Here is a 23,402-nt window from a genome sequence, read left to right as displayed (position 1 = left end):
AAGACGGCTCGCAGAGGTAATGTCACGAGCGAGACGCATGGGCAGGGCTGTTGTACACTGCCGTGAAAGATTCGTGGTTAAATCAAGGTGGAACGCGTGGAATTACTTTCTCAATATGGGTTGTTTTTGGCAAAGATCGCGACGGTGGTGATTGCCATTGCGGTAGTGGCCGTTCTGATTGTTAACCTGACGCAGCGCAAACGTCAGCGTGGTGAGTTACGCATTACCCGCCTGAGCGAGCAGTATAAAGAGATGCAAGAAGAGATGTCGCTGGCCCTGCTTGACAGCCATCAACAGAAACTGTGGCACAAAGCTCAGAAGAAAAAGCATAAGCAGGACGCCAAAGCGGCAAAAGCCAAAGCGAAGCTTAACGTGCCGGAGGAAACCTCAACCCCGCGTGTCTATGTGCTCGATTTTAAAGGCAGCATGGATGCCCATGAAGTCTCTTCCCTGCGTGAAGAAGTCACCGCCGTGCTTGCCGTGGCTAAACCGCAGGATCAGGTGGTTGTCCGTCTTGAGAGTCCGGGTGGGGTCGTTCATGGTTATGGGCTGGCGGCTTCGCAGCTACAGCGTCTGCGTGAAAAACAGATCCCGCTGACGGTTGCGGTGGATAAAGTCGCGGCGAGCGGTGGCTATATGATGGCCTGCGTGGCGGATAAAATTGTTGCGGCGCCGTTTTCTATTATTGGCTCCATCGGGGTGGTTGCGCAAATCCCGAACTTTAACCGCTTCCTGAAAAGCAAAGAGATCGACATTGAATTGCACACGGCGGGTCAGTACAAACGTACCCTGACGCTGCTGGGGGAGAACACGGAAGAAGGACGGCAGAAATTCCGTGAAGATCTCAATGAAACCCATCACCTCTTTAAAGACTTTGTGCACCGTATGCGCCCGGCGCTTGATATTGACCAGGTGGCAACAGGGGAGCACTGGTACGGTACGCAGGCGCTGGAAAAAGGGCTGGTGGATGAAGTGGGCACCAGTGACGACCTGCTGTTGAATCTGATGGAAGGGCGCGAACTGGTTGGCGTGCGCTTTACCCAGCGTAAGCGACTGCTTGACCGCTTTACGAACAGCGCGGCCGAAAGCGCGGATCGCCTACTGCTCCGCTGGTTGCAACGCGGACAAAAACCGCTGCTGTAAACAAAAACGCGAGGCCAGAGCCTCGCGTTTTGCGTTAATCGACCAGGTGATATTTCTCTGAAAGCGTGTGCGCCAGGTATTTAAACATATTGAATACGGCGGTGCTTTTCGGGGTGGGTAACCCTTGTTCGTCAAGGAAGTATTCGCCGCTGAATACCAGCACGCCGTTACGTTGTTCCACGCCGGTCGCTTCAATGCCCGCCAGGGTGTCTTCATGGTCACGAATCAGCTTATTTGCTTCGATAAGCAGAGAGGCTCGATCAATGGGTTGGGTTGTATTCTGCATAATCCACTCCTTAAACAGTGACAATAGTCTACGCCGGGGGCGCTTTGGGGGCAAATTTTCCCTGTAATGTGAGGGGGTAAGGTGCCGTGACCTGGCTGGCAGGATTTGCTTTTGCATGCTAATAAAGTTGCGTAACGAATTTTATCAGGTAGAGTGTGCGCTTTCGTCATTCTGGCAACAGAATTGCTTGACATTCGACCGGGAATTCGTCACGAATTACATCCGATGTGAGAAAAATACCCGATAACTCAATCACCTGGGCGTTAACGCTTTGACGTTCAGTAAGACAAAGGGGTTGATATCCCCTGACGCAGTCGCAATATCAATGGCTCGTCGTCAGTGGAAGGGAAATCAACATGCGGCGTATTCCTGGAAGAATTAAATTAGGTAAAGGTGAATATGGGTAAAGCTCTCGTCATCGTTGAGTCCCCGGCAAAAGCCAAAACGATCAATAAGTATCTGGGTAATGACTACGTGGTTAAGTCCAGCGTCGGTCACATCCGCGATTTGCCGACCAGTGGCTCAGCCAGCAAAAAGAGCGCAGACTCTACCTCCACCAAAGGGGCTAAAAAGCCTAAAAAGGATGAACGTAGCGCGCTTGTCAACCGTATGGGTGTTAACCCATGGCATAACTGGGATGCACACTATGAAGTGCTGCCCGGCAAAGAAAAAGTCGTTAACGAGCTGAAGCAGCTTGCTGAAAAAGCAGACCACATTTATCTCGCAACCGACCTTGACCGCGAAGGGGAAGCCATTGCCTGGCACCTGCGGGAAGTGATCGGGGGTGACGACAAACGCTACAGCCGTGTAGTGTTTAACGAAATTACGAAGAATGCGATTCGCCAGGCGTTTGAGAAGCCGGGTGAACTGAACATCGACCGCGTAAACGCGCAGCAGGCACGCCGTTTTATGGACCGTGTCGTGGGTTACATGGTCTCTCCACTGCTGTGGAAAAAGATTGCCCGCGGTCTGTCCGCAGGGCGTGTGCAGTCCGTTGCTGTGCGTCTGGTTGTTGAGCGCGAGCGTGAGATCAAAGCCTTCGTCCCGGAAGAGTTCTGGGAAGTGGATGCCAATGTCACCACGCCGGGTGGAGATGCGCTGCCGCTGCAGGTGAGTCATCAGAATGACAAACCGTTCCGTCCTGAAAACCGTGAGCAGACCATGGCTGCCGTGGCGCTGCTGGAAAAAGCGCGCTACCAGGTTCTGGAGCGTGAAGACAAACCGACCAGCAGCAAACCTGGCGCACCGTTTATTACGTCTACGCTGCAACAGGCTGCGAGCACGCGCCTGGGTTATGGCGTGAAGAAAACCATGATGATGGCCCAGCGTCTGTATGAAGCGGGTTATATCACCTATATGCGTACTGACTCGACAAACCTGAGCCAGGATGCCGTCAACATGGTGCGCGGTTACATCAGTGACAACTTCGGTAAGAAATACCTGCCAGCGAGTGAAAACCAGTACGCCAGCAAGGAGAACTCACAGGAAGCGCACGAAGCCATTCGTCCTTCTGACGTCTCCGTGTTAGCCGAATCGCTGAAAGATATGGAAGCCGATGCCCAGAAGCTGTATCAGCTTATCTGGCGTCAGTTCGTGGCGTGCCAGATGACACCAGCACAGTATGACTCCACCACGCTGACCGTTGGTGCAGGTGATTTCCGCCTGAAAGCGCGTGGCCGTATCCTGCGCTTCGATGGCTGGACTAAAGTGATGCCTGCGCTACGTAAGGGTGATGAAGACAGAACCCTGCCTGCGGTAAACAAAGGGGATGAGCTCTCTCTGGTTGATCTCGTGCCTGCCCAGCACTTCACCAAGCCGCCAGCGCGTTTCAGCGAAGCGTCTCTGGTTAAAGAGCTGGAAAAACGCGGTATTGGCCGTCCATCCACCTATGCATCGATTATTTCGACCATTCAGGACCGCGGTTACGTGCGTGTTGAAAACCGTCGTTTCTATGCGGAAAAAATGGGTGAGATCGTCACTGACCGCCTGGAAGCCAACTTCCGCGAACTGATGAACTACGACTTCACCGCGCAAATGGAAGACAGTCTCGATCAGGTGGCCAGCCATCAGGCCGAGTGGAAAAAGGTTCTCGACAGATTCTTCAGCGACTTTACCAACCAGCTTGAAAAAGCGGAAAAAGATCCTGAAGAGGGCGGCATGCTGCCAAATCAGATGGTCCTGACCAGCATCGACTGCCCAACCTGTGGTCGTAAAATGGGGATCCGTACTGCCACCACTGGCGTATTCCTCGGCTGTTCTGGCTACGCGCTGCCGCCGAAAGAACGCTGCAAAACCACCATTAACCTGGTACCTGAGAACGAAGTGCTCAACGTGCTGGAAGGTGATGATGCGGAAACCAACGCTCTGCGTGCAAAACGTCGCTGCAAGAAATGCGGCACCGCGATGGACAGCTACCTCATCGATCCAAAACGTAAATTGCACGTCTGCGGTAATAACCCGACCTGCGATGGATATGAGATCGAAGAGGGTGAGTTCCGCATTAAAGGTTACGACGGTCCTATCGTTGAGTGTGAGAAGTGTGGTTCTGAGATGCACCTGAAAATGGGGCGCTTCGGCAAGTACATGGCGTGCACCAACGACGAGTGTAAGAACACGCGTAAAATCCTGCGTAACGGTGAAGTCGCGCCGCCGAAGGAAGATCCGGTTCCGCTGCCAGAATTGCCGTGCGAGAAGTCCGACGCTTACTTCGTGCTGCGTGATGGTGCTGCCGGCGTGTTCCTTGCGGCAAACACCTTCCCTAAATCGCGCGAAACCCGCGCGCCACTGGTGGAAGAGTTGTACCGTTTCCGCGACCGCCTGCCTGAGAAACTGCGCTACCTGGCCGATGCGCCACAGCAGGATCCGGAAGGCAATAAAACCGTTGTGCGTTTTAGCCGTAAAACGAAGCAGCAGTATGTTGCGGCGGAGAAAGACGGCAAGGCAACCGGCTGGTCAGCATTCTTTGTGGATGGCAAATGGGTTGAAGGTAAGAAATAATCTTTCCTTACCGTAACTTACCTGTAAAAGGGCCGGACTTCCGGCCCTTTTTTATTACCTTGTTATTATTTTTTGTTCCGTACTATACAGTCAGGCTATAAATGATATAGTGGTTATAGTTAACCCTTTTCTTATTATCAAATCGTCTTAAGCGATTGACCGCATGCGCTAAATCGGATGGTCTGGCATGAAATTACAGCAGCTTCGTTATATTGTTGAGGTGGTAAACCACAACCTTAACGTCTCTTCTACCGCTGAGGGGCTATATACTTCCCAGCCGGGTATCAGCAAGCAGGTCCGCATGCTGGAAGATGAGTTAGGTATTCAGATTTTTGCTCGTAGCGGTAAACACCTCACCCAGGTGACGCCAGCAGGGCAGGAGATTATCCGCATCGCGCGGGAGGTCCTCTCTAAAGTCGACGCCATTAAATCGGTGGCGGGTGAGCATACCTGGCCGGATAAAGGGTCGCTGTATATTGCCACCACCCATACCCAGGCACGCTATGCGCTGCCGGGCGTTATTAAGGGCTTTATTGAGCGCTATCCACGCGTCTCTCTCCATATGCATCAGGGCTCGCCGACGCAAATCGCTGAGGCGGTTTCGAAGGGTAATGCGGACTTTGCTATCGCAACCGAAGCGCTGCATCTGTATGACGATCTGGTTATGCTGCCGTGCTATCACTGGAACCGTTCTATTGTCGTCACGCCCGATCACCCGTTAGCCGGTAAAGGGTCGGTCACTATTGAAGAGCTGGCGCAATACCCCTTAGTGACGTATACCTTCGGCTTTACCGGGCGCTCCGAGCTTGATACTGCATTCAATCGTGCAGGATTAACGCCGCGTATCGTCTTCACCGCAACCGATGCTGACGTAATTAAGACCTACGTGCGGCTTGGACTGGGGGTAGGGGTGATTGCCAGCATGGCGGTTGATCCCGTATCTGACCCTGACCTCGTGCGTCTTGATGCGCATGATATTTTCAGCCATAGCACCACTAAGATTGGTTTCCGTCGCAGTACCTTCCTGCGTAGCTATATGTATGATTTTATTCAGCGCTTTGCCCCACATTTAACGCGCGACGTGGTCGATACGGCCGTGGCATTACGTTCAAATGAAGATATCGAAGAGATGTTTAAAGACATCAAACTTCCGGCAAAATAATCACTTCCGGTATCTTTCCGCCCAGGAAAGATACCGAAATAACCTCTCAAAGCTAAATTAGAATTATCATCATCTGCACTTAACTGCCGTATAATGTCATTAACCATTTATTTAGTGTGGTTATAATGTCGTGAATTGGCGACAAAAGTAGAACTAATTTTTGGCTTCGCAAATATTTCCTTTCAAATATTTATTTTTGGTCAAAAGAATGAATATTTCCCATCAATAGATACGTAAATTCACTGGCTTTTCGGCTAAAGTTTCTTTAGGATTTATCTCAACAGATGATTAATTGTACCAATTGTTTGGTCTCTAAATGATAAGCGATATCGATTGTATGAGGTTAGCAATGCCTTCAGGAAGTGAAGAACCGCAAAGGGATCCTGCGCTCAAGCGTAAAGCCTGGCTGGCGGTCTTTCTCGTCTCCGCCTTGTTTTGGGTGGTGGTTGCTTTCCTGGCCTGGAACTATTGGGGTTGAATATGGCAGTGACGGTACGTACAGAAACAGTTAAACAGATGTGTCAGCTTCGTGACAGGGGCCACAAAGTGCGCAAAGCACCTGCCACTGCCGTACCCGCGTCCTGGAAACTGACGCCGCAACAGCAAGCGTTTATTGATGTGTTCGCAGAAGACGAACCCAAAAAACAATAATTTACTTAATTGCGTAATGATGCAAATAGTCTGAATAAAGGCTCAATGCATTTGTACTCTTTAATAAATACACATCAGCAATATTGAACTGAGGGCAGACCTCGGAACCTTTAATAAATAATGCCTGGTGTCCCTATGATGAATAACATGATGTCTATGAAATACTGGTCATGGCTCGGCGTTTTTTCCGCGTCGATTCTGTTCTGGTCACAGCTTATCTGGCTGGCCCTCCACTAAATCGTAAAACCTCGCTACGGCGGGGTTTTTTGTTTTCTCCCCCGCACTGGAACATTCCTGGATTTATCATTTTGGGTTGTTATCAAAACGTTACGACATCTTTGTGTTATCTTTAATTACAGCCCTGATGATTGTCAGGACATCTCTGTAATTAAGGAGGAGCTTATGTCGGTAACCCTACGCGAAGCCAGTAAGGACACATTACAGGCAGAAAATAAAACCTGGCACTACTACAGCCTGCCGCTGGCAGCCAGGACGCTTGGGGACATTTCGCGTTTACCCAAGTCCTTGAAAGTTTTACTGGAAAACCTCTTACGCTGGCAGGATGGTGATTCCGTCACCCTTGAAGATATCCAGGCACTGGCAGGGTGGCTTAAGCATGCCCATGCTGACAGAGAAATTGCCTATCGACCGGCAAGGGTCCTGATGCAGGACTTTACCGGGGTCCCTGCTGTGGTTGACCTAGCGGCAATGCGCGAAGCGGTGAAGCGCCTTGGCGGCGATACCGCTAAAGTAAATCCGCTCTCTCCCGTTGATCTCGTTATCGACCACTCTGTCACCGTGGACCACTTTGGTGACGACGATGCCTTTGGCGAAAACGTACGTCTGGAAATGGAGCGTAACCACGAACGTTACGTCTTTCTGAAGTGGGGGCAGCAGGCCTTTAGCCGCTTTAGCGTCGTTCCGCCCGGTACGGGTATCTGCCACCAGGTGAATCTTGAATACCTGGGCAAAGCGGTCTGGAGTGAATTGCAGGATAAAGAGTGGGTGGCCTATCCGGATACTCTGGTGGGCACCGATTCGCACACCACCATGATTAACGGCCTGGGCGTTCTGGGCTGGGGCGTTGGCGGAATTGAAGCCGAAGCGGCCATGCTTGGCCAGCCGGTATCGATGCTGATCCCTGATGTGGTGGGCTTTAAGCTTACCGGCAAACTGTCGGAAGGCATTACCGCCACCGACCTGGTACTTACCGTTACGCAGATGCTGCGTAAGCATGGTGTGGTGGGTAAATTTGTCGAATTCTACGGTGACGGGCTGGATTCATTACCGCTTGCCGACCGTGCCACCATCGCCAACATGGCGCCGGAGTATGGCGCAACCTGCGGCTTTTTCCCCATCGATACTGTCACGCTGGAATATATGCGCCTGAGTGGCCGTAGCGAAGAGCAGGTGGCGCTGGTTGAAGCGTATACCAAAGCGCAGGGGATGTGGCGTAACCCGGGCGATGAACCGGTATTTACCAGCACACTTGAACTGGATATGGGAACCGTCGAGGCGAGCCTGGCGGGGCCAAAACGTCCACAGGATCGGGTGGCGTTGAGTGACGTACCGAAAGCCTTTGCCGCCAGTAATGAACTGGAAGTTAACACGGCGAAAAAAGACCACCGCCCAATCGACTATGTCCTGAACGGACATCAGTATCAGCTTCCGGATGGTGCGGTTGTCATTGCAGCCATAACCTCCTGTACAAATACGTCGAACCCCAGCGTGCTGATGGCCGCCGGTCTGCTGGCGAAGAAAGCGGTAGAGCTGGGGCTTAAGCCTCAGCCGTGGGTAAAAGCCTCTCTGGCACCGGGCTCCAAAGTGGTTTCAGATTACCTTGCACAGGCCAGATTAACGCCGTATCTGGATGAGCTGGGCTTTAACCTGGTGGGGTACGGTTGCACCACCTGTATCGGGAACTCGGGTCCGTTACCTGAACCGATTGAGATGGCGATCAAGCAGGGCGATCTCACCGTCGGGGCCGTTCTCTCCGGTAACCGAAACTTTGAAGGCCGTATTCATCCGCTGGTCAAGACCAACTGGCTGGCGTCTCCACCGCTGGTTGTGGCATACGCTCTGGCCGGGAATATGAATATCAACCTGGTCACCGATCCGATTGGCCACGATCGCAAGAATGATCCGGTCTATCTGAAGGATATCTGGCCATCTGCCCGGGAAATTGCATTGGCCGTAGAGAAAGTTTCTACCGAAATGTTCCGCAAAGAGTATGCGGAGGTGTTCGAAGGTACGCCGGAATGGAAGGCCATCGACGTCGTGGGTTCAGATACCTATGACTGGCAGGACGATTCGACCTATATCCGCCTGTCGCCGTTCTTCGATGAGATGCTGGCTGAACCTGCACCGCTGCAGGATATCCACGGCGCGCGCATTCTGGCGATGCTGGGAGACTCCGTCACCACGGACCACATATCGCCGGCGGGAAGCATCAAAGCCGACAGTCCAGCAGGCCGTTACCTGCAGAGCCGGGGTGTGGAGCGCCGGGATTTCAACTCCTATGGCTCACGTCGTGGTAACCATGAAGTGATGATGCGCGGCACGTTTGCCAATATCCGTATCCGCAATGAAATGGTGCCGGGCGTGGAAGGGGGCATGACGCGACATTTGCCGGGGAGCGACGTGATCTCAATTTATGACGCCGCCGTCAAATACCAGCAGGAAGGCACGCCGCTGGCGGTTATCGCCGGGAAAGAGTACGGCTCTGGCTCCAGCCGTGACTGGGCGGCCAAAGGCCCGCGTCTGCTTGGGGTTCGGGTGGTGATTGCCGAATCGTTTGAACGTATCCACCGTTCAAACCTGATAGGGATGGGGATCCTGCCACTCGAATTCCCGCAGGGCGTCACCCGTAAAACGCTGGGCCTCACCGGGGAAGAGCTGATTGACATCAGCGGCCTGCAAAATCTGCAGCCGGGTAAAACGGTGCCGGTGAAATTAACGCGCGCAGACGGTAAAACAGAGGTGCTCGACTGCCGGTGTCGTATCGATACGGCAACAGAACTCACCTATTACCAGAACGACGGCATTCTACATTACGTGATTCGTAAGATGCTGGACTGATGGAGCCAGCCCGGCACGCGAGGGCGTTGCCGGGCACTTTGCGATCACTCGCTCAGCAGATGCCCCATTTTGGCGGCTTTGGTATCGAGGTAGTGCGCGTTTTTTGGGTTACGTCCCACAATGAGCGGTACACGCTCAACGATATTGATCCCCGCTTCGGTCAGAATTTCGACTTTTTTCGGGTTGTTAGTCAGCAGGCGTACTTCATCCACGCCCAGCAGCTTAAACATATCCGCACACAGCGTGAAATCGCGCTCATCGGCAGCGAAGCCGAGCTGGTGGTTTGCTTCTACCGTGTCGTACCCCTGGTCCTGCAGCGCGTAGGCGCGGATTTTATTCAGCAAGCCAATATTGCGCCCTTCCTGGCGGTGATAAAGCAGCACACCGCGACCCTCTTCGGCAATATGAGAGAGCGCTGCCTCCAGCTGGAAACCGCAATCACAGCGCAGGCTGAACAACGCATCGCCGGTCAGACACTCCGAATGAACGCGAGAAAGTACCGGGGTTTGTCCTGAAATGTCGCCGTACACCAGCGCGACGTGATCCTGTCCGGTCGCCAGTTCTTCAAATCCCACCATCAGGAAATCGCCCCATGGGGTTGGCAGTTTGGCTTCTGCCACACGTTTAAGCTGCATGTGATTCTCCAGAGTAGGCTGACACGTTTCGTGTCTTCCGCCTGTTTTTGCTTTCTGTATCCGTTCATTTTGCCACAAGCTCAGCAGGTTCGCCTAATGGCTGCCATGCTATACGAACGTTAAACGCACGATCCGACATATCCACCCGTCGGATGAATTTCAGTTATGATTGTGACGCTTAGCGAAAAAGGAGAAGACATGCTTTCAATCGCCAGACGAACGGCAGCAGGTGCGGCCATATTGTTGATAATGCCATTAGCCGTTTGGGTATCAGGCTGGATGTGGCAGCCCGGGCACAATACCCTGTGGCTGAAAACGTTATACTGGATAACAGAGACGGTCACCCAGCCATGGGGCATCATTACTCATGTAGTGCTTTGCGCCTGGTTTTTGTGGTGCTTGCGCTTTCGTCTCCGCGCAGCGCTGGTGCTCTTTGCTATCCTCGGTGGGGCGATTCTTGTTGGCCAGGGGGTAAAATCCTGGGTGAAAGGCCATGTGCAGGAGCCGCGGCCTTTTGTGGTCTGGCTGGAAAAAACGCATCATGTTCCGGTGAATGAGTTCTACAATTTAAAACGTAAAGATCGCGGTGCGCTGGTGAAAGAACAGCTTGCGGAACAGCAGGATATCCCGACGTTTTTACGTAAACACTGGCAAAAAGAGACCGGCTTTGCGTTTCCATCCGGGCACACCATGTTCGCCGCCAGTTGGGCACTTCTTGCCGTCGGCCTTTTATGGCCGCGGCGTCGGACTGTCACTATCGCCATTTTACTGGTCTGGGCGACGGGGGTGATGGGGAGCCGTCTACTGCTGGGCATGCACTGGCCACGCGATTTAGTGGTGGCGACGCTCATTTCATGGCTGCTTGTTACCCTTGCCACCTGGCTGGCTGAACGGCTCTGCGGTCCGTTAACGCCGCCGCCGGAAGAGAAAGAAGAGATCGCCGAAAGGGAGCACAGTGGCGTCTGAAGGTTGATTTTGCGCATTCAGCCCATAAATCCATGACGGGCGCGTCACTTTTTCCGTTTCGCGCCCGTCGCTAAAATGGTAGTTTATAAGGCTGATTGCGGTAAGTTGAACACACTTTATTCGCTTGAACCACATAACGGGAAGTAATGTGAAATATTTACTCATTTTCTTACTGGTATTGGCGATTTTTGTCATTTCAGTCACATTGGGTGCACAAAACGATCAACAGGTGACGTTTAACTATCTGCTGGCGCAGGGCGAGTATCGGGTTTCGAGCCTGCTGGCGGTCTTGTTCGCAGCGGGTTTCGCCATCGGCTGGCTGGTTTGCGGTCTGTTCTGGTTAAAAGTACGTGTTTCGCTTGCGCGCGCTGAACGTAAAATTAAACGCCTCGAACATCAAATTGCGCCTGCGTCCGACATCCCGGAAAGCTCTGGTGTGCCGGTCGTCAAGGAATAATCGAATATGCTGGAGTTGTTGTTTCTGCTTTTGCCTGTAGCCGCTGCCTATGGCTGGTATATGGGCCGCAGAAGTGCGCAACAAACAAAACAGGATGAGGCGAACCGACTCTCCCGCGACTACGTTGCAGGGGTGAACTTCCTCCTGAGCAATCAACAGGACAAAGCGGTCGACCTGTTCCTCGACATGTTAAAAGAGGACACAGGGACCGTTGAAGCACACCTGACCCTGGGCAACCTGTTCCGCTCGCGTGGCGAGGTTGACCGTGCCATTCGTATTCACCAGACCCTCATGGAAAGCGCCTCGTTAACTTACGATCAGCGTCTGCTGGCAGTACAACAGCTGGGCCGCGATTACATGGCGGCGGGGTTGTATGACCGTGCGGAAGACATGTTCTCGCAACTGGTGGATGAAACAGATTTCCGCATAGGCGCGCTGCAGCAGCTGCTGCAGATTTACCAGGCCACCAGCGACTGGCAGAAAGCCATTGATACCGCTGAACGTCTGGTCAAGCTGGGTAAAGACAAACAGCGCGTCGAGATAGCCCATTTTTACTGCGAACTGGCCCTGCAGCAGATGGGGAACGACGACATGGACAAAGCCATGGCGTTGCTGAAAAAAGGGGCCGCCGCAGACCGCAACAGCGCGCGTATTTCCATCATGATGGGGCGCGTGTTTATGGCGAGTGGCGACTATGCCAAAGCCGTTGAAAGCCTGCTGCGCGTCATTGATCAGGACAAAGAGCTGGTCAGTGAAACCCTTGAAATGCTGCAGACCTGTTATCAACAGCTGGGTAAACAGGATGAGTGGGTAGCGTTCCTGCGCCGCTGCGTGGAAGAGAACACCGGAGCCACTGCGGAGCTGATGCTTTCCGACGTAGTGGAGCAGCATGAGGGCAGCGACACGGCGCAGGTTTATATTACGCGTCAGCTGCAGCGTCATCCTACCATGCGGGTTTTCCATAAGCTGATGGATTACCACCTGAACGATGCAGAAGAAGGGCGTGCTAAAGAGAGCCTGATGGTGCTGCGTGACATGGTGGGCGAACAGGTGCGTAGCAAGCCGCGCTACCGCTGTCAGAAGTGTGGTTTTACCGCGTATACGCTGTACTGGCACTGTCCTTCGTGCCGGGCCTGGTCAACCATCAAGCCCATTCGCGGTCTCGATGGACAGTAATTTTTTTAAAACACCTCACTTTAGTTACAACATACTTATCACTTTTATAATCCCGTTCAGCATCGTGCGGTTTGCCAGCCTGACAGGGAATAAAACGATCCTGTCAATTTGTGGCGCTGGCAGGTAGAATGCACGCCGTTTATCTGTTCCGCGCCGCTGCGCGCCCATAGACGAAAAGGGCTGGTCATGACGTCTGTTACTTCCTCCACTTACCGCGTAGTTACTGATTCTCCTGTTGTTGTTGCTCTTGATTACAATAAACGTGACGCTGCTCTGGCTTTTGTCGACGGTATTGATCCTCGCGACTGTCGCCTTAAAGTGGGCAAAGAGATGTTTACGTTATTTGGACCACAAATCGTACGCGATCTGCAACAGCGCGGTTTTGACGTTTTCCTCGACCTCAAATTCCATGATATTCCAAACACCACGGCGCATGCCGTTGCCGCGGCTGCCGAATTGGGTGTATGGATGGTTAACGTGCATGCATCGGGTGGGGCGAGAATGATGACAGCCGCGCGTGAAGCGCTTCTGCCGTTTGGCAGCGACGCCCCCTTGTTGATTGCGGTAACGGTGCTGACCAGCATGGACGAAAATGACCTGCGTGACCTCGGTGTGACGTTGTCACCGGCTGAACATGCAGAGCGTCTTGCGCGACTGACGCAGAATTGCGGCCTGGACGGTGTTGTCTGTTCCGCGCAGGAAGCGGTGCGTTTCAAAACGGAGCTGGGCCAGAATTTCAAACTGGTCACGCCGGGTATTCGCCCAGCGGGTAGCGAGGCTGGCGATCAACGCCGTATTATGACCCCTGAGCAGGCGCTGGCGGCAGGCGTGGATTACATGGTCATCGGCCGTCCGGTGACACAATCTGCTAATCCGGCAGAGACGCTTAAGGCTATCAACGCATCACTGAAAAAGGGGGCGTAATGACCGATTCAAACAGCCGTCTGGTCTATTCAACCGAAACCGGGCGCATTGATGAACCGAAAGCGAAAGCAGAGCGCCCGAAAGGCGACGGTATTGTCCGTATCCAGCGCCAGACCAGCGGGCGTAAAGGTAAGGGTGTTTGCCTTATCACGGGTATCGATCTGGATGATGCAGAACTGGCGAAACTGGCGGCTGAACTGAAAAAGAAATGTGGCTGCGGCGGTGCCGTCAAAGACGGGATAATCGAAATCCAGGGTGATAAACGCGATGTCATTAAATCGCATCTCGAAGCCAAAGGGATGAAAGTAAAACTGGCGGGCGGCTAAAATAAATGAGCCACGGTATTTACCGTGGCTCTTGTTTTATACGTGCGTAAGTCAGACCTGAAATGCGATAAATATCGCGATGCCCATCAGGGCGTATAATAATTATTTGCCGACCTGGTGACCGATAATACCACCAACAGCAGCACCACCTAATGTACCCAGCGTACTACCGTCTGTTAATACTGCACCACCCAGTGCACCAGCACCGGCACCAATAGCGGTGTTACGGTCACGTTTAGACCAGTTAGAGCATGCGCTCAGGGACATTGCTACAGTGATTGCCAGAACAGCGGCGGCTAATTTTTTGCTGGTTAAGGTCATAATACTTTCTCCTGAATTATCGATTCACGGAAAGATGCACGCTTTAAGTATAGACTAAACGAATACTTAAATTCTGTTCTCCGTGAAAGCTGGTCGCGCAGGTGTTACGTCATCACGCAGGTGATAGTCACTTCCTGTTATATCGCTAACATTAATTTTACGTCTTCAGGGTCAGTTAAACAGGTAAAAACTCTTAAAGGGGGGTTAGGATTCCTCTCAGAGAGAGGTTAAGAGGCGCCTGAAATTCAGGCGCTCGCGGTATCAGGCGGGTTTTTTAATAATGTCGACGATAAGTCCGTCTTCCTGGAGTTTATTCCGATGCGCTTCGCTCAGACGGTCATCGGTAATTACGCGGCTGAACCGGGATATTGGCCCCATCATATAGGGATGGACTGCGCCAAATTTTGAACTGTCGGTCAGCACGATTGCCTCACACTCTTTTTCCAGTACCGCGTTCACAACGTCTGAACGCATCATATCCCGACCGGTAAAGCCGGTTTCGGGCTGCCAGCCGTCAATACCGATGAAGGCCTTGCTGAAATGCACCTGCTGCACGTACTGACGCGTCAGCGGGCCGACCATGCTCTCACTTTTTTTCTGATAGATACCGCCCAGCAGGATGACCTCGCAGCGTGTCTCCTTCAACAAGTGAGCGATATAGCTACTGACGGTAATGATGGTGATGTCTTTTTGCTCGGCCAGGGTGCGGGCCAGCAGGGCGTTGCTACTGCCGTTCTCAATAAAGACCGTTTCGCCATTGTTCACTAAGGACGCGGCAAACTCAGCCAGCTCACGTTTGAGGGCATAGTTATTCATCATGCGGGTTTCTACGTCCTCGCTGTCCAGCGGGACCGCATACCCATGCGCACGACGCAGGTAGCTCTGTTTTTCGAGTAGATTCAGATCCTGACGGATGGTGACTTCAGAAACGCCTGTCGTTTTAGCGAGATCGACGACGCTCACGCGCCCCTGATCGATGACCATCTGCAAAATGATTTGTTGTCGGGAATTCATAGCATCCATTTAATAAAGCGAAACGAGGGCGGATAGGGCGTGGTTAAACTTCCCACGGGGCTTTTGGCTGTCTGTTTTCTGACGCGGTTTCGGCGCCAGTCTGAGCCAGAAGTTCAGACTTCAGGATCTCAAGGTTACGGATCGCAGAGTGATAATCGCCCGCAACCAGTATATCCAGCACGGTATCAATTCGTTGGGCTACGGCCTGCGCATCAATGTTAGACATAATCTCATCCCGGGTACGAAAAGTTAATATTTTCAATGATGCAGAAAATGGATTCAAAAGAGAAGGGAAAAAATGCAATAACTAAATTACATAAATGAAAGTAATAAATTTATTCCCCCGCATGCAGCGTGATGAATGAGTGGATTAGTCTAAAACTGCGCGCAAGGCGCTTTTTTATATGAGGAATTAGACTATGACAGTTATCAATCAGGCTACCTGCACACTGTTTACCGATACTGAACGTTTCACTCAGTTGTCCGGGTATTATGAGGAGGAGCGCCGCACAGTCTGGATGATGTTACGGGCGCAGCCACGACCTTGCTTCAACCATGCGTTAATCGAAGAGATCATGAACCTCTCCTGGCTCGTTCGCCAGTCCGGGTTTGCGGTCGATTTTTGGGTTACCGGTTCGCTGGTGCCCGAGATGTACAATGCGGGAGGTGATTTACAGTTCTTTGTCGAATGTATCCAAAACGGACGCCGCGAAGCGTTAAGAGCCTATGCCCGTGCCTGCGTGGACTGCGTTCATGCGGCGTCACGGGGGTTTGATACGGGGGCTATTACCCTGGCGATGGTCGAAGGCAGTGCGTTAGGGGGCGGATTCGAAGCCGCGCTGGCGCACCACTTTGTGCTGTCCCAGCGCGATGCCCGCTTAGGCTTCCCTGAGATCGCCTTCAACCTTTTCCCCGGCATGGGGGGGTACTCGCTGGTTGCTCGCCGCTCAGGCATGAAGCTGGCGGAGGAGCTCATCTACAAAGGGGAGTCTCATACGGCAGAATGGTATGAACAGCATGGGTTAGTGGATGTCCTGTTCGAACCCGGGCAAAGTTACGTCTCCGTCAGAACGTTCATTGACACGCTGCGGCCGAAGATGAACGGCGTAAAGGCGATGTTACGCGCCCGTACCCGCGTGCTGCAGCTGCCTCGCAGCGAGCTGATGGATATCACGGAAGATTGGGTTGACGCTGCGTTCTGCCTTGAACCAAAAGATATCGCCTATATGGAGCGTCTGGTCATGCTGCAAAACCGCCACCAGGCGGCGGGTTTACGCAAAGCCAGTTAGTGCTGTTTACGCGCCTGATATCGCTTTAGCCATCGCTCGAATGCGGCAGCGGGCATGGGCTTAGCAAAGAGAAAACCCTGCCGTTCGTTGACGCCGTTCTTAGTCAGAAAGGCGTCTTCTTTTGCGTTCTCCACACCTTCGGCAATGACCTGCAAATTAAGCGCCTGTGCCACCGCGACGATGGCCCGCACCAGCGACTGGGAAATAGACTGTTTATGAATATCCCGGACAAATGACTGATCGAGTTTAATCGCATCGATGGGGAAGCGTGCCAGCTGCGACAAAGACGAGTAGCCGGTACCAAAATCGTCCAGATGGATTTGCGCACCAAGCTGGCTGAACTGCTGGATCACCGACAGCGCCAGCTCTTCGTTTTCAATGAGGCAGCTTTCCGTTAACTCAACGTCGATAGGGCAGTATTCAAAATCCAGATCCTTCAGGGCCTGTTTTAAGTCGCTGAAAATGGTTTGATCTGCCAGCTGACGGGCCGAGACGTTCACCGCCACGCGCAGGTTAATGCCTTTGTCGCGCCATTTCGCCACCTGGCGAACCACATCAAGCATGACCCAGCGGCCAAGCGGCACAATCAGCCCTGACTCCTCAGCATACGAGATAAACTCCAGCGGAGGAATCAACCCGCGTTCTGGTGATTGCCAGCGCACCAGCGCTTCAAGGCTTCTGACTTCACCACGCCAGGTGACTTTAGGCTGGTAGTGGATCAGCAACTGATCGTTATCCAGCGCTTTGCGCAGGTTGGTATCCAGCCAGAGATACTCAAACACGCGCTGGTTCATTTCCGGCGAGAAGACGCAGAACTTACCCCGGCCGTTCTCTTTCGCCGTGTACATGGCGGTATCGGCATTGCGGATGACGCTTTCCCGATCGTTACCGTGCTGCGGGGCGAGGGCGATACCTAACGAGCAACCGGTATAAATTTCAATCAAACCAATTCTGAACGGCTGGCGCAGACGGGTCAGAATGCGTGATGCCATCGCTTCCAGAGAACCCTGAGAGGTATTGGTGGCCATGACAATAAATTCATCGCCGCCGAGTCGCGCCAGCACCTGGCCTTCTTCCAGACAGCTCAGAATGGCCAGCGCGACCGCCTGTAATAACTGATCGCCAAACATGTGCCCGTAGGCGTCGTTCACCTTTTTGAAGTTATCGAGATCGAGATATACCACGCCAACCTGCGTCTCACCGCGGCTGTCGATGGCATCTGAAATCAGTTCGTGGATCGCGTTGCGGTTCGGCAACCCGGTGATGGTGTCGGTATTGGCCAGCACCCGCAGGCGCTCCTGGGCGCGGCGCTCCTCCGTAATATCGGTGCCGGAACAGATAAGAAAAATTTCATTTTTACCGCTACCGCTGTGGACAAATTTGTTTCTGAACAGAAACAACCGTTGTCCTTTTCGCGTTTTGATCCAGCGCTCGACTTCGTAAGAGCTGCCGTTGCGAAAGAAGCCGGTGATGTTGCGCTTAGAGGCTGCCGCTTCACTGCGGCTCATAAACAACTTAAACACGTTCTGGCCGATAACTTCTTGTTCTTTCAGGCCGGTGTACTCCTCGCTCAGGCGGTTAAACCGCTGAATATTGCCGTTCTGATCGAGGATTACGATAACGGAGTTGGCTTCCGAAACCACTTGTTCCGCAAAGGACAGCCCCTGAGCAAGGTCCCGGGCTACGGAAGGCGTATCGTTCCACGCAGAAGCTGTTCCGGCCCACTCATTACGGGTTATTTTGCGTCCGACAAGGTGAACAGGAACATCTTCGCCGTACAACGAGAGCGTCATAGAGATACTGGACGTAATAACGGTTAACTGGCGAATAAGTTCGGCCTGTTCATCATCCAGCGCCACCACCTGAGTGACATCGGCATTTTCGCTGGTAGAAAGGTGCAGAGCATTGCTGTCTGCTGTCAGTCGCCACCAGGGGCTGTGAGTTCCCATGTAACGAAACAGCAAATTCTGCTCCAGATCGTCCATCATGTTTTCTCCTGCAGCTACCTGTTAGCGCACAATTTATTCCGTTGCAATCGGCTTTTTCGAGGTGAGACCACGGCCAGACCGATGTGAACTTATTGTTTTTTCCCGGGTTTCTTATAATAAAACGAGTCAGGTAAAAAAGGATACTTAGCAAATAAAAATTCACGTAACCGAATATAACGGCACTCTTTTACTGTAGATAATTCTGGCGAATTTGGGCGGGGGAAGTCTGAAAATAGTAAGAAAAAATGAAGAGTTTGCAGCGTGGCGTAAAAGAAAAAATTGTCGGCCCGTCCGGCAAGGAAAGGGCCGACAATTGAACAGCTTATCAGGCGGCAGGGCGCGCGATGATGCTGCGGGTTTCCATGCGGACTTCGGCGATAGTTACGTCAATCACGTCGGTGACCTTGTAAACCGTTTCACCTTTGATTTGCACAGTCCCGTTTTCCTGGCTACAGACCAGTTCATCGCGAACGGTATGCAGGAACGGCGCAGGAATAAAGGCCACCGCCCCATTATCCACCAGACGTACGCGCATCCCCCCACGGCTGATATCAATGATTTCTGCAGCGAAGCGAGTGTCTGTGCCGGCTTTGTCCTGCAGGAAGCGGGCGTACAGCCAGTCACCTACGTCACGTTCCGCCATGCGGTTCAGGCGCCGACGATCTGCCATCTGCAGGGTAGTGTCATCCTGAGGACGCGCAATTGATTCGCCCTTAATGATCGCTTTCAGCAGGCGATGGTTAACCATATCGCCATACTTACGAATTGGAGATGTCCAGGTGGCGTAGGCTTCAAGACCGAGGCCGAAGTGTGGGCCAGGCTCAGTGCTGATCTCGGCAAAGGACTGGAAGCGACGAATACGGCTGTCGAGGAAACCAGAAGGCTGTGCGTCCAGCTCGCGGCGCAGCTTGCAGAAGCCCTGCAAGGTTAGCACTTCTTCCGGGTCAACATGCACATCATGATTCTTCAGTAAGGCAGCCAGCGCTTCGGTGTTCGCCGGATCAAACCCGGTATGAACGTTATAAATGCCGAAGCCAAGCTTGTCGCGCAGCACACGTGCGGCACAAATATTGGCGGAAATCATCGCTTCTTCGACGATGCGGTTCGCAATACGTCGTGGTTCGGCCACGATATCCAGCACTTCACCTTTTTCGCCCAGAACAAAGCGATAGTCCGGACGATCCTTAAACACCAGCGCATGGGTTTGACGCCACTCGCTGCGGCTCAGACAGATGCGGTGCAGCAGACGAATCTGTGCGGCAATGGCCTCAGAGGCTGGTTCCCAGCTGCCCGTGTTCTCCAGCCAGTCAGAGACGTCGTCGTAAGCCAGCTTGGCTTTAGATTCAATGGTGGCCGCGAAGAATTCGATATCGTCTTCAATTGTGCCGTCCGCAGCAATGGTCATGCGGCAGGCGAGCACCGGACGCACTTCGTTCGGCCGCAGCGAACAGAGATCGTCGGAGAGTTCACGAGGCAGCATCGGGATGTTAAAGCCCGGCAGATAGTTGGTGAACGCACGGATTTTCGCGATATCGTCCAGCTTGCTGCCTTCAGCAATCCAGGCGGTAGGATCGGCAATGGCCACGGTTAACAGCAGTTTGCCGTCGGCAAGTTCTTCAGCGTACAGCGCATCATCCATATCTTGCGTACTGGCGCTGTCGATAGTAACAAACTCCAGGGCAGTCAGATCGCGACGCTCAAGACCTTCGTCCTGCATCTCGGTGGCGACGCCGTTCGGGGCTTCTTTCTCAAGATTATGGCGCGCAAGCGTAACCCACCACGGTACAAAATGGTCATCACCGAACGTGATGAACTGGGTCAGTTCCGCATAGAAACCGCGATCGCCTTTCAGTGGATGACGGCGCATTTCGGCAACGGCCCAGTCACCTTCTTTAAAATCATGCTCAACGCCGCGAGCGGCACGGCAGGGGATGGCGTCTTTCAGCAGAGGATGATCCGGCACGATGGAGAGACGATCGTCTTTTCTCTGCACCTTGCCCACAAAACGGGTCAGAAACGGCTCGATCAGTTCTTCCGGCTCGGCAGATTCACGCTCTTTTTCGGTATGAATAACCGCCATGACGCGGTCGCCGTGCATCACTTTCTTCATCTGCGGTGGCGGAATGAAGTAGCTTTTCTGCGCGTCGACTTCAAGGAAACCAAAGCCTTTTTCCGTGGCTTTTACGACCCCTTCTGCACGCGGCGTCTGGGAATGCAGTTGCTGTTTAAGCTGCGCTAGCAGCGGGTTGTCCTGAAACATAATGTTCTATTTTCGTAGCCATTGAGCGGCTGACAGTTTTACGCGATTCTCACTGCCACAGCAAGCGCTCTTTGGGTAAATAGTATGGTTATTCCGCTTTGCCAAGCGCAACTTTCAAACGCTCCAGCCAGCCGTCTAACGCGCTTCGCGTAAGCAGTGCAATCGCCCGGCCAGCGGGAAGACCTTCCTCCGTGAGCGGGTTAAACTGTGCTGCACTGAAACGGTCCGGTGAACGTGTCAACAACTCCACGGCCGCTGAGAGCGCTGGCGACGCGGCTCGGTCTTCATTGCGGCAATGGTTCAGGATTTCTCCTGTCAGATCGAGCAACGTGGGTTCGTGGCAGAGCACAGGCGTCAGCGCCTGAAGGGCGGGCTCGGCTTGCCAGCGTGAAAGCGACTCAAGTTGATGCGCACTGGCATAGCGCAGTTCCACGACAGGCAGTAGAGCGATCCAGGCACCGGGCCTGGCGGGCAGCGTGTGCGGTTGAATATGGTGTCCCGGCAGCCAGCGTACGGGGTAACCCAGTAGAGCCTGAAATACTGCTACCGCGCGGGCCTGAAAACCGATGAAGCCAATAATCTGGCTGATGAGCACAATGTCATACGTTGTCAGGCCCACCTCATCAAGCTGGTTCTGCGCTTTATCATCGATGACATCCGGTGAGCTGGCAAGCTGGCGGGCATACTGCGTGATCTGGGCCAGACGGCGGTTACTTTCGCGAGACGAGTCCGGGCCGGGAAGGGGGGCGAGAAGGGCGGCGTAATGGTTACAGAGCCTTTGAACCCCGCAGGCCTGCGCCACCGTCAGCGCGGTGCTCAGCCTGTCGTAGGCACTCAGCGTATGCAGACGGTTGACAGCGATATCGAGTGGAAACAGCCGGTGACATAACGCCCGGGCAGGAGTAAGCCAGCCAGCACAGGCAGTAACAATCTCATCCGGTAAGGCTAAATCGAGCAAAAAACGATCGTCGACGTTAGCGGCTTCGGGCACCAGAGGCAGGACATCCGTCTGCGCGTGGTTTGACTGGGTTTCGTGGTACCAGTGGCCTTTGCCGGAAAAACGGCGTTGTTCCATGGGCGTTCCTTGATCTCAAAATGGCGATCAATATCCTGGCGTAAGGCGGATGAGGGGAAAAATATTGTTAGGTGATAACAAATAGCAGAACGGAATAACGAGAGAGGGCGGGCCGGGAAAAACTCTCTTCCCTGGCGGGAAGAGAGTCACAAACTTATTTAATTTCCAGCTCGTTCATTGCAGCGATGTTGAAGCCGCCGTCAACGTGAACCACTTCGCCGGAGATACCCGCGGAAAGGTCAGAGCACAGGAATGCTGCAGAGTTACCCACATCTTCAATGGTAACGGTACGACGAATCGGGGTAACCGCTTCGCAGTGTGCCAGCATTTTACGGAAATCTTTGATACCGGAAGCCGCCAGGGTGCGGATTGGACCTGCAGAGATGGCGTTAACGCGCACGCCTTCAGGGCCCATTGCGTTCGCCATGTAGCGGACGTTTGCTTCCAGAGACGCTTTAGCCAGACCCATCACGTTGTAGTTAGGGATTGCGCGCTCTGCGCCCAGGTAGGACAGGGTCAGCAGGGCGGAGCCCGGGTTCAGCATGGCACGGCAAGATTTCGCCATCGCAACAAAGCTGTAAGAGCTGATGTCGTGAGCGATTTTAAAGCCATCGCGGGTTACCGCGTTCACGTAGTCACCGTCCAGCTGGTCGCCAGGTGCGAAGCCGATGGAGTGAACGAAACCGTCGAATTTGTCCCACGATTTTGCCAGTTCAGCAAACATGCCATCGATGCTTTCATCTTGTGCAACGTCACATTCCAGAACAATGCTGGAACCCAGCTGCGCGGCAAATTCTTCAACACGGCCTTTCAGCTTGTCGTTCTGGTAGGTGAACGCCAGCTCAGCGCCTTCGCGATGCATTGCCTGTGCGATGCCGTATGCGATGGACAGTTTGCTGGCAACGCCGGTTACCAGAATGCGCTTACCGGAAAGAAAACCCATAGCTTTAATCCTTATATTCATTGCTTATTTTGCCTTGTAATTCATAGCGTTACAGGCAGTATTTCAAAATTATTCGAAATCAGCTCGAAATTATAGCCCACTCACTGCCCCTTGTGTCACGCTATTTCTTGCTCTTCTGCCGCGACGGGGCGCCCGGGAAGTATTGAGCTGACGCTTTACTACTCTGTTTCACAGGGTTCTCAGCAGTATACCACTGCGCGTCAGGTTCGCCTCATCCAACCAGAGAAGGGAGAACGACGCCGCCACGTCGATACGCCCGGACCTTTTGCGCAAAATGATCCGTTCAGCCGTTTCAACTGACTAAAATTTATCGCGGGTCGAAGCACATCAGAAATTTCATTCTTATATTTACGCGTAAAGTAAAAATTTGAAAACAGGAAATATTTCGTGCATCCGCTTAGAAATAAATATCTTACAAAGGGAGTTGTAATTGATGAAAGAGGAAATGTATCAATACGATGACGATGATATCGACTCGATTGCCTGGTCCGTCGCATTTAGCGAGTGGCTGGGAATGGACTCATTACAGGATTGTGTTCTGAAAAGGATCTCAGAGAAGGACAGGGAAAAATATGAAAGTAAGTTAGCTGAATTTCGCCATTTTTTTCAATACGCGTCAGGAGAAGAATATTTTTCACGTTATCTAATACAAAATAAAATGCAGCGCTAAGTTTATTTTATACGGATATA

The 23,402-nt window shown here is 52.9% G+C and carries 22 protein-coding genes; 13 read left to right on the top strand and 9 right to left on the bottom strand.

What is annotated here, in order from left to right; all coding sequences use genetic code 11:
- Positions 1-96: 96 nt before the first annotated feature.
- On the top strand, positions 97-1,143 hold the full coding sequence (gene sohB, locus ACQG22_RS12780; protein WP_040022203.1) for a protease SohB: 1,047 nt from the start codon (positions 97-99) through the stop codon (positions 1,141-1,143).
- Positions 1,144-1,177: 34 nt separating this feature from the next.
- On the opposite strand, the gene ACQG22_RS12775 is transcribed toward sohB, so the two are convergent.
- Positions 1,178-1,429, bottom strand: coding sequence for a YciN family protein (locus ACQG22_RS12775; RefSeq protein ID WP_003856804.1), 252 nt, complete (start codon positions 1,427-1,429; stop codon positions 1,178-1,180).
- A gap of 399 nt (positions 1,430-1,828) precedes the next feature.
- Here ACQG22_RS12775 and topA point away from each other — a divergent pair, with 399 nt between their 5' ends.
- From topA to acnA, 5 genes are all read left to right on the top strand, one after another.
- Positions 1,829-4,426 (top strand): type I DNA topoisomerase, encoded by a 2,598-nt coding sequence (gene topA, locus ACQG22_RS12770; RefSeq protein WP_369706971.1) that lies wholly within the window; start codon positions 1,829-1,831, stop codon positions 4,424-4,426.
- Between the two features lie 187 nt (positions 4,427-4,613).
- Positions 4,614-5,588: an HTH-type transcriptional regulator CysB gene (gene cysB / locus ACQG22_RS12765; protein WP_006175683.1), complete on the top strand. Its 975-nt coding sequence runs from the start codon at positions 4,614-4,616 to the stop codon at positions 5,586-5,588.
- A gap of 337 nt (positions 5,589-5,925) precedes the next feature.
- On the top strand, positions 5,926-6,066 hold the full coding sequence (locus ACQG22_RS12760) for a YmiA family putative membrane protein (RefSeq protein WP_213382645.1): 141 nt from the start codon (positions 5,926-5,928) through the stop codon (positions 6,064-6,066).
- Positions 6,067-6,377: 311 nt separating this feature from the next.
- On the top strand, positions 6,378-6,476 hold the full coding sequence (gene ymiC, locus ACQG22_RS12755; protein ID WP_044159376.1) for a small membrane protein YmiC: 99 nt from the start codon (positions 6,378-6,380) through the stop codon (positions 6,474-6,476).
- Between the two features lie 165 nt (positions 6,477-6,641).
- Positions 6,642-9,317, top strand: coding sequence for an aconitate hydratase AcnA (gene acnA / locus ACQG22_RS12750; protein WP_020690941.1), 2,676 nt, complete (start codon positions 6,642-6,644; stop codon positions 9,315-9,317).
- A gap of 44 nt (positions 9,318-9,361) precedes the next feature.
- Here acnA and ribA read toward each other — a convergent pair whose 3' ends face one another.
- Complete coding sequence (gene ribA / locus ACQG22_RS12745) at positions 9,362-9,952, bottom strand: GTP cyclohydrolase II (protein WP_013096372.1); 591 nt, start codon at positions 9,950-9,952, stop codon at positions 9,362-9,364.
- 198 nt (positions 9,953-10,150) lie between these two features.
- On the opposite strand from ribA, the gene pgpB reads away from it, so the two are divergent.
- From pgpB to yciH, 5 genes are all read left to right on the top strand, one after another.
- The gene (pgpB, locus tag ACQG22_RS12740; protein ID WP_028027956.1) at positions 10,151-10,918 is read left to right on the top strand and encodes a phosphatidylglycerophosphatase B; all 768 of its coding nucleotides are present in this window, start codon (positions 10,151-10,153) and stop codon (positions 10,916-10,918) included.
- Positions 10,919-11,066: 148 nt separating this feature from the next.
- Entirely contained in the window at positions 11,067-11,375 is a 309-nt protein-coding gene (locus ACQG22_RS12735) for a LapA family protein (RefSeq protein ID WP_013096374.1), read from the top strand.
- Between the two features lie 6 nt (positions 11,376-11,381).
- On the top strand, positions 11,382-12,551 hold the full coding sequence (lapB, locus tag ACQG22_RS12730; RefSeq protein WP_013096375.1) for a lipopolysaccharide assembly protein LapB: 1,170 nt from the start codon (positions 11,382-11,384) through the stop codon (positions 12,549-12,551).
- Positions 12,552-12,737: 186 nt separating this feature from the next.
- Complete coding sequence (pyrF, locus tag ACQG22_RS12725) at positions 12,738-13,475, top strand: orotidine-5'-phosphate decarboxylase (protein ID WP_058651313.1); 738 nt, start codon at positions 12,738-12,740, stop codon at positions 13,473-13,475.
- Entirely contained in the window at positions 13,475-13,801 is a 327-nt protein-coding gene (gene yciH / locus ACQG22_RS12720; RefSeq protein ID WP_013096377.1) for a stress response translation initiation inhibitor YciH, read from the top strand. Before pyrF ends, yciH begins: the two co-directional genes overlap by 1 nt.
- A 102-nt stretch (positions 13,802-13,903) precedes the next feature.
- On the opposite strand, the gene osmB is transcribed toward yciH, so the two are convergent.
- From osmB to ACQG22_RS12705, 3 genes are all read right to left on the bottom strand, one after another.
- A complete protein-coding gene (gene osmB, locus ACQG22_RS12715; protein WP_008501216.1) occupies positions 13,904-14,122 on the bottom strand; it encodes an osmotically-inducible lipoprotein OsmB in 219 nt (72 codons plus the stop codon).
- A gap of 261 nt (positions 14,123-14,383) precedes the next feature.
- Complete coding sequence (locus tag ACQG22_RS12710) at positions 14,384-15,136, bottom strand: DNA-binding transcriptional regulator YciT (RefSeq protein ID WP_048970518.1); 753 nt, start codon at positions 15,134-15,136, stop codon at positions 14,384-14,386.
- A 43-nt stretch (positions 15,137-15,179) separates the two neighbouring features.
- Positions 15,180-15,362, bottom strand: coding sequence for a hypothetical protein (locus tag ACQG22_RS12705; protein WP_013096379.1), 183 nt, complete (start codon positions 15,360-15,362; stop codon positions 15,180-15,182).
- Positions 15,363-15,555: 193 nt separating this feature from the next.
- Here ACQG22_RS12705 and ACQG22_RS12700 point away from each other — a divergent pair, with 193 nt between their 5' ends.
- On the top strand, positions 15,556-16,425 hold the full coding sequence (locus ACQG22_RS12700) for a crotonase/enoyl-CoA hydratase family protein (protein ID WP_013096380.1): 870 nt from the start codon (positions 15,556-15,558) through the stop codon (positions 16,423-16,425).
- Here the strand turns inward: ACQG22_RS12700 and pdeR are convergent.
- From pdeR to fabI, 4 genes are all read right to left on the bottom strand, one after another.
- On the bottom strand, positions 16,422-18,413 hold the full coding sequence (gene pdeR, locus ACQG22_RS12695; RefSeq protein ID WP_013096381.1) for a cyclic di-GMP phosphodiesterase: 1,992 nt from the start codon (positions 18,411-18,413) through the stop codon (positions 16,422-16,424). The genes ACQG22_RS12700 and pdeR overlap by 4 nt on opposite strands.
- 325 nt (positions 18,414-18,738) lie before the next feature.
- Positions 18,739-20,673, bottom strand: a complete 1,935-nt coding sequence (locus ACQG22_RS12690) for an exoribonuclease II (RefSeq protein WP_336340110.1) — start codon at positions 20,671-20,673, stop codon at positions 18,739-18,741.
- 88 nt (positions 20,674-20,761) lie between these two features.
- Positions 20,762-21,748 carry a CMD domain-containing protein gene (locus tag ACQG22_RS12685; protein ID WP_308926150.1) on the bottom strand — a complete coding sequence of 329 codons (987 nt, stop codon included), beginning with the start codon at positions 21,746-21,748 and terminating at the stop codon, positions 20,762-20,764.
- 154 nt (positions 21,749-21,902) lie between these two features.
- Positions 21,903-22,691, bottom strand: coding sequence for an enoyl-ACP reductase FabI (fabI, locus tag ACQG22_RS12680; RefSeq protein WP_013096384.1), 789 nt, complete (start codon positions 22,689-22,691; stop codon positions 21,903-21,905).
- A 454-nt stretch (positions 22,692-23,145) separates the two neighbouring features.
- On the opposite strand from fabI, the gene ACQG22_RS12675 reads away from it, so the two are divergent.
- The gene (locus ACQG22_RS12675; protein ID WP_058681314.1) at positions 23,146-23,382 is read left to right on the top strand and encodes a hypothetical protein; all 237 of its coding nucleotides are present in this window, start codon (positions 23,146-23,148) and stop codon (positions 23,380-23,382) included.
- Positions 23,383-23,402 lie beyond the last annotated feature (20 nt).

This window comes from Enterobacter cloacae complex sp. 309I3, from assembly GCF_050031595.1.
GTDB lineage: Bacteria > Pseudomonadota > Gammaproteobacteria > Enterobacterales > Enterobacteriaceae > Enterobacter > Enterobacter cloacae.
Note: the sequence above shows the minus strand (reverse complement) of the source record. Positions and strands in the feature narration are given on the sequence as shown.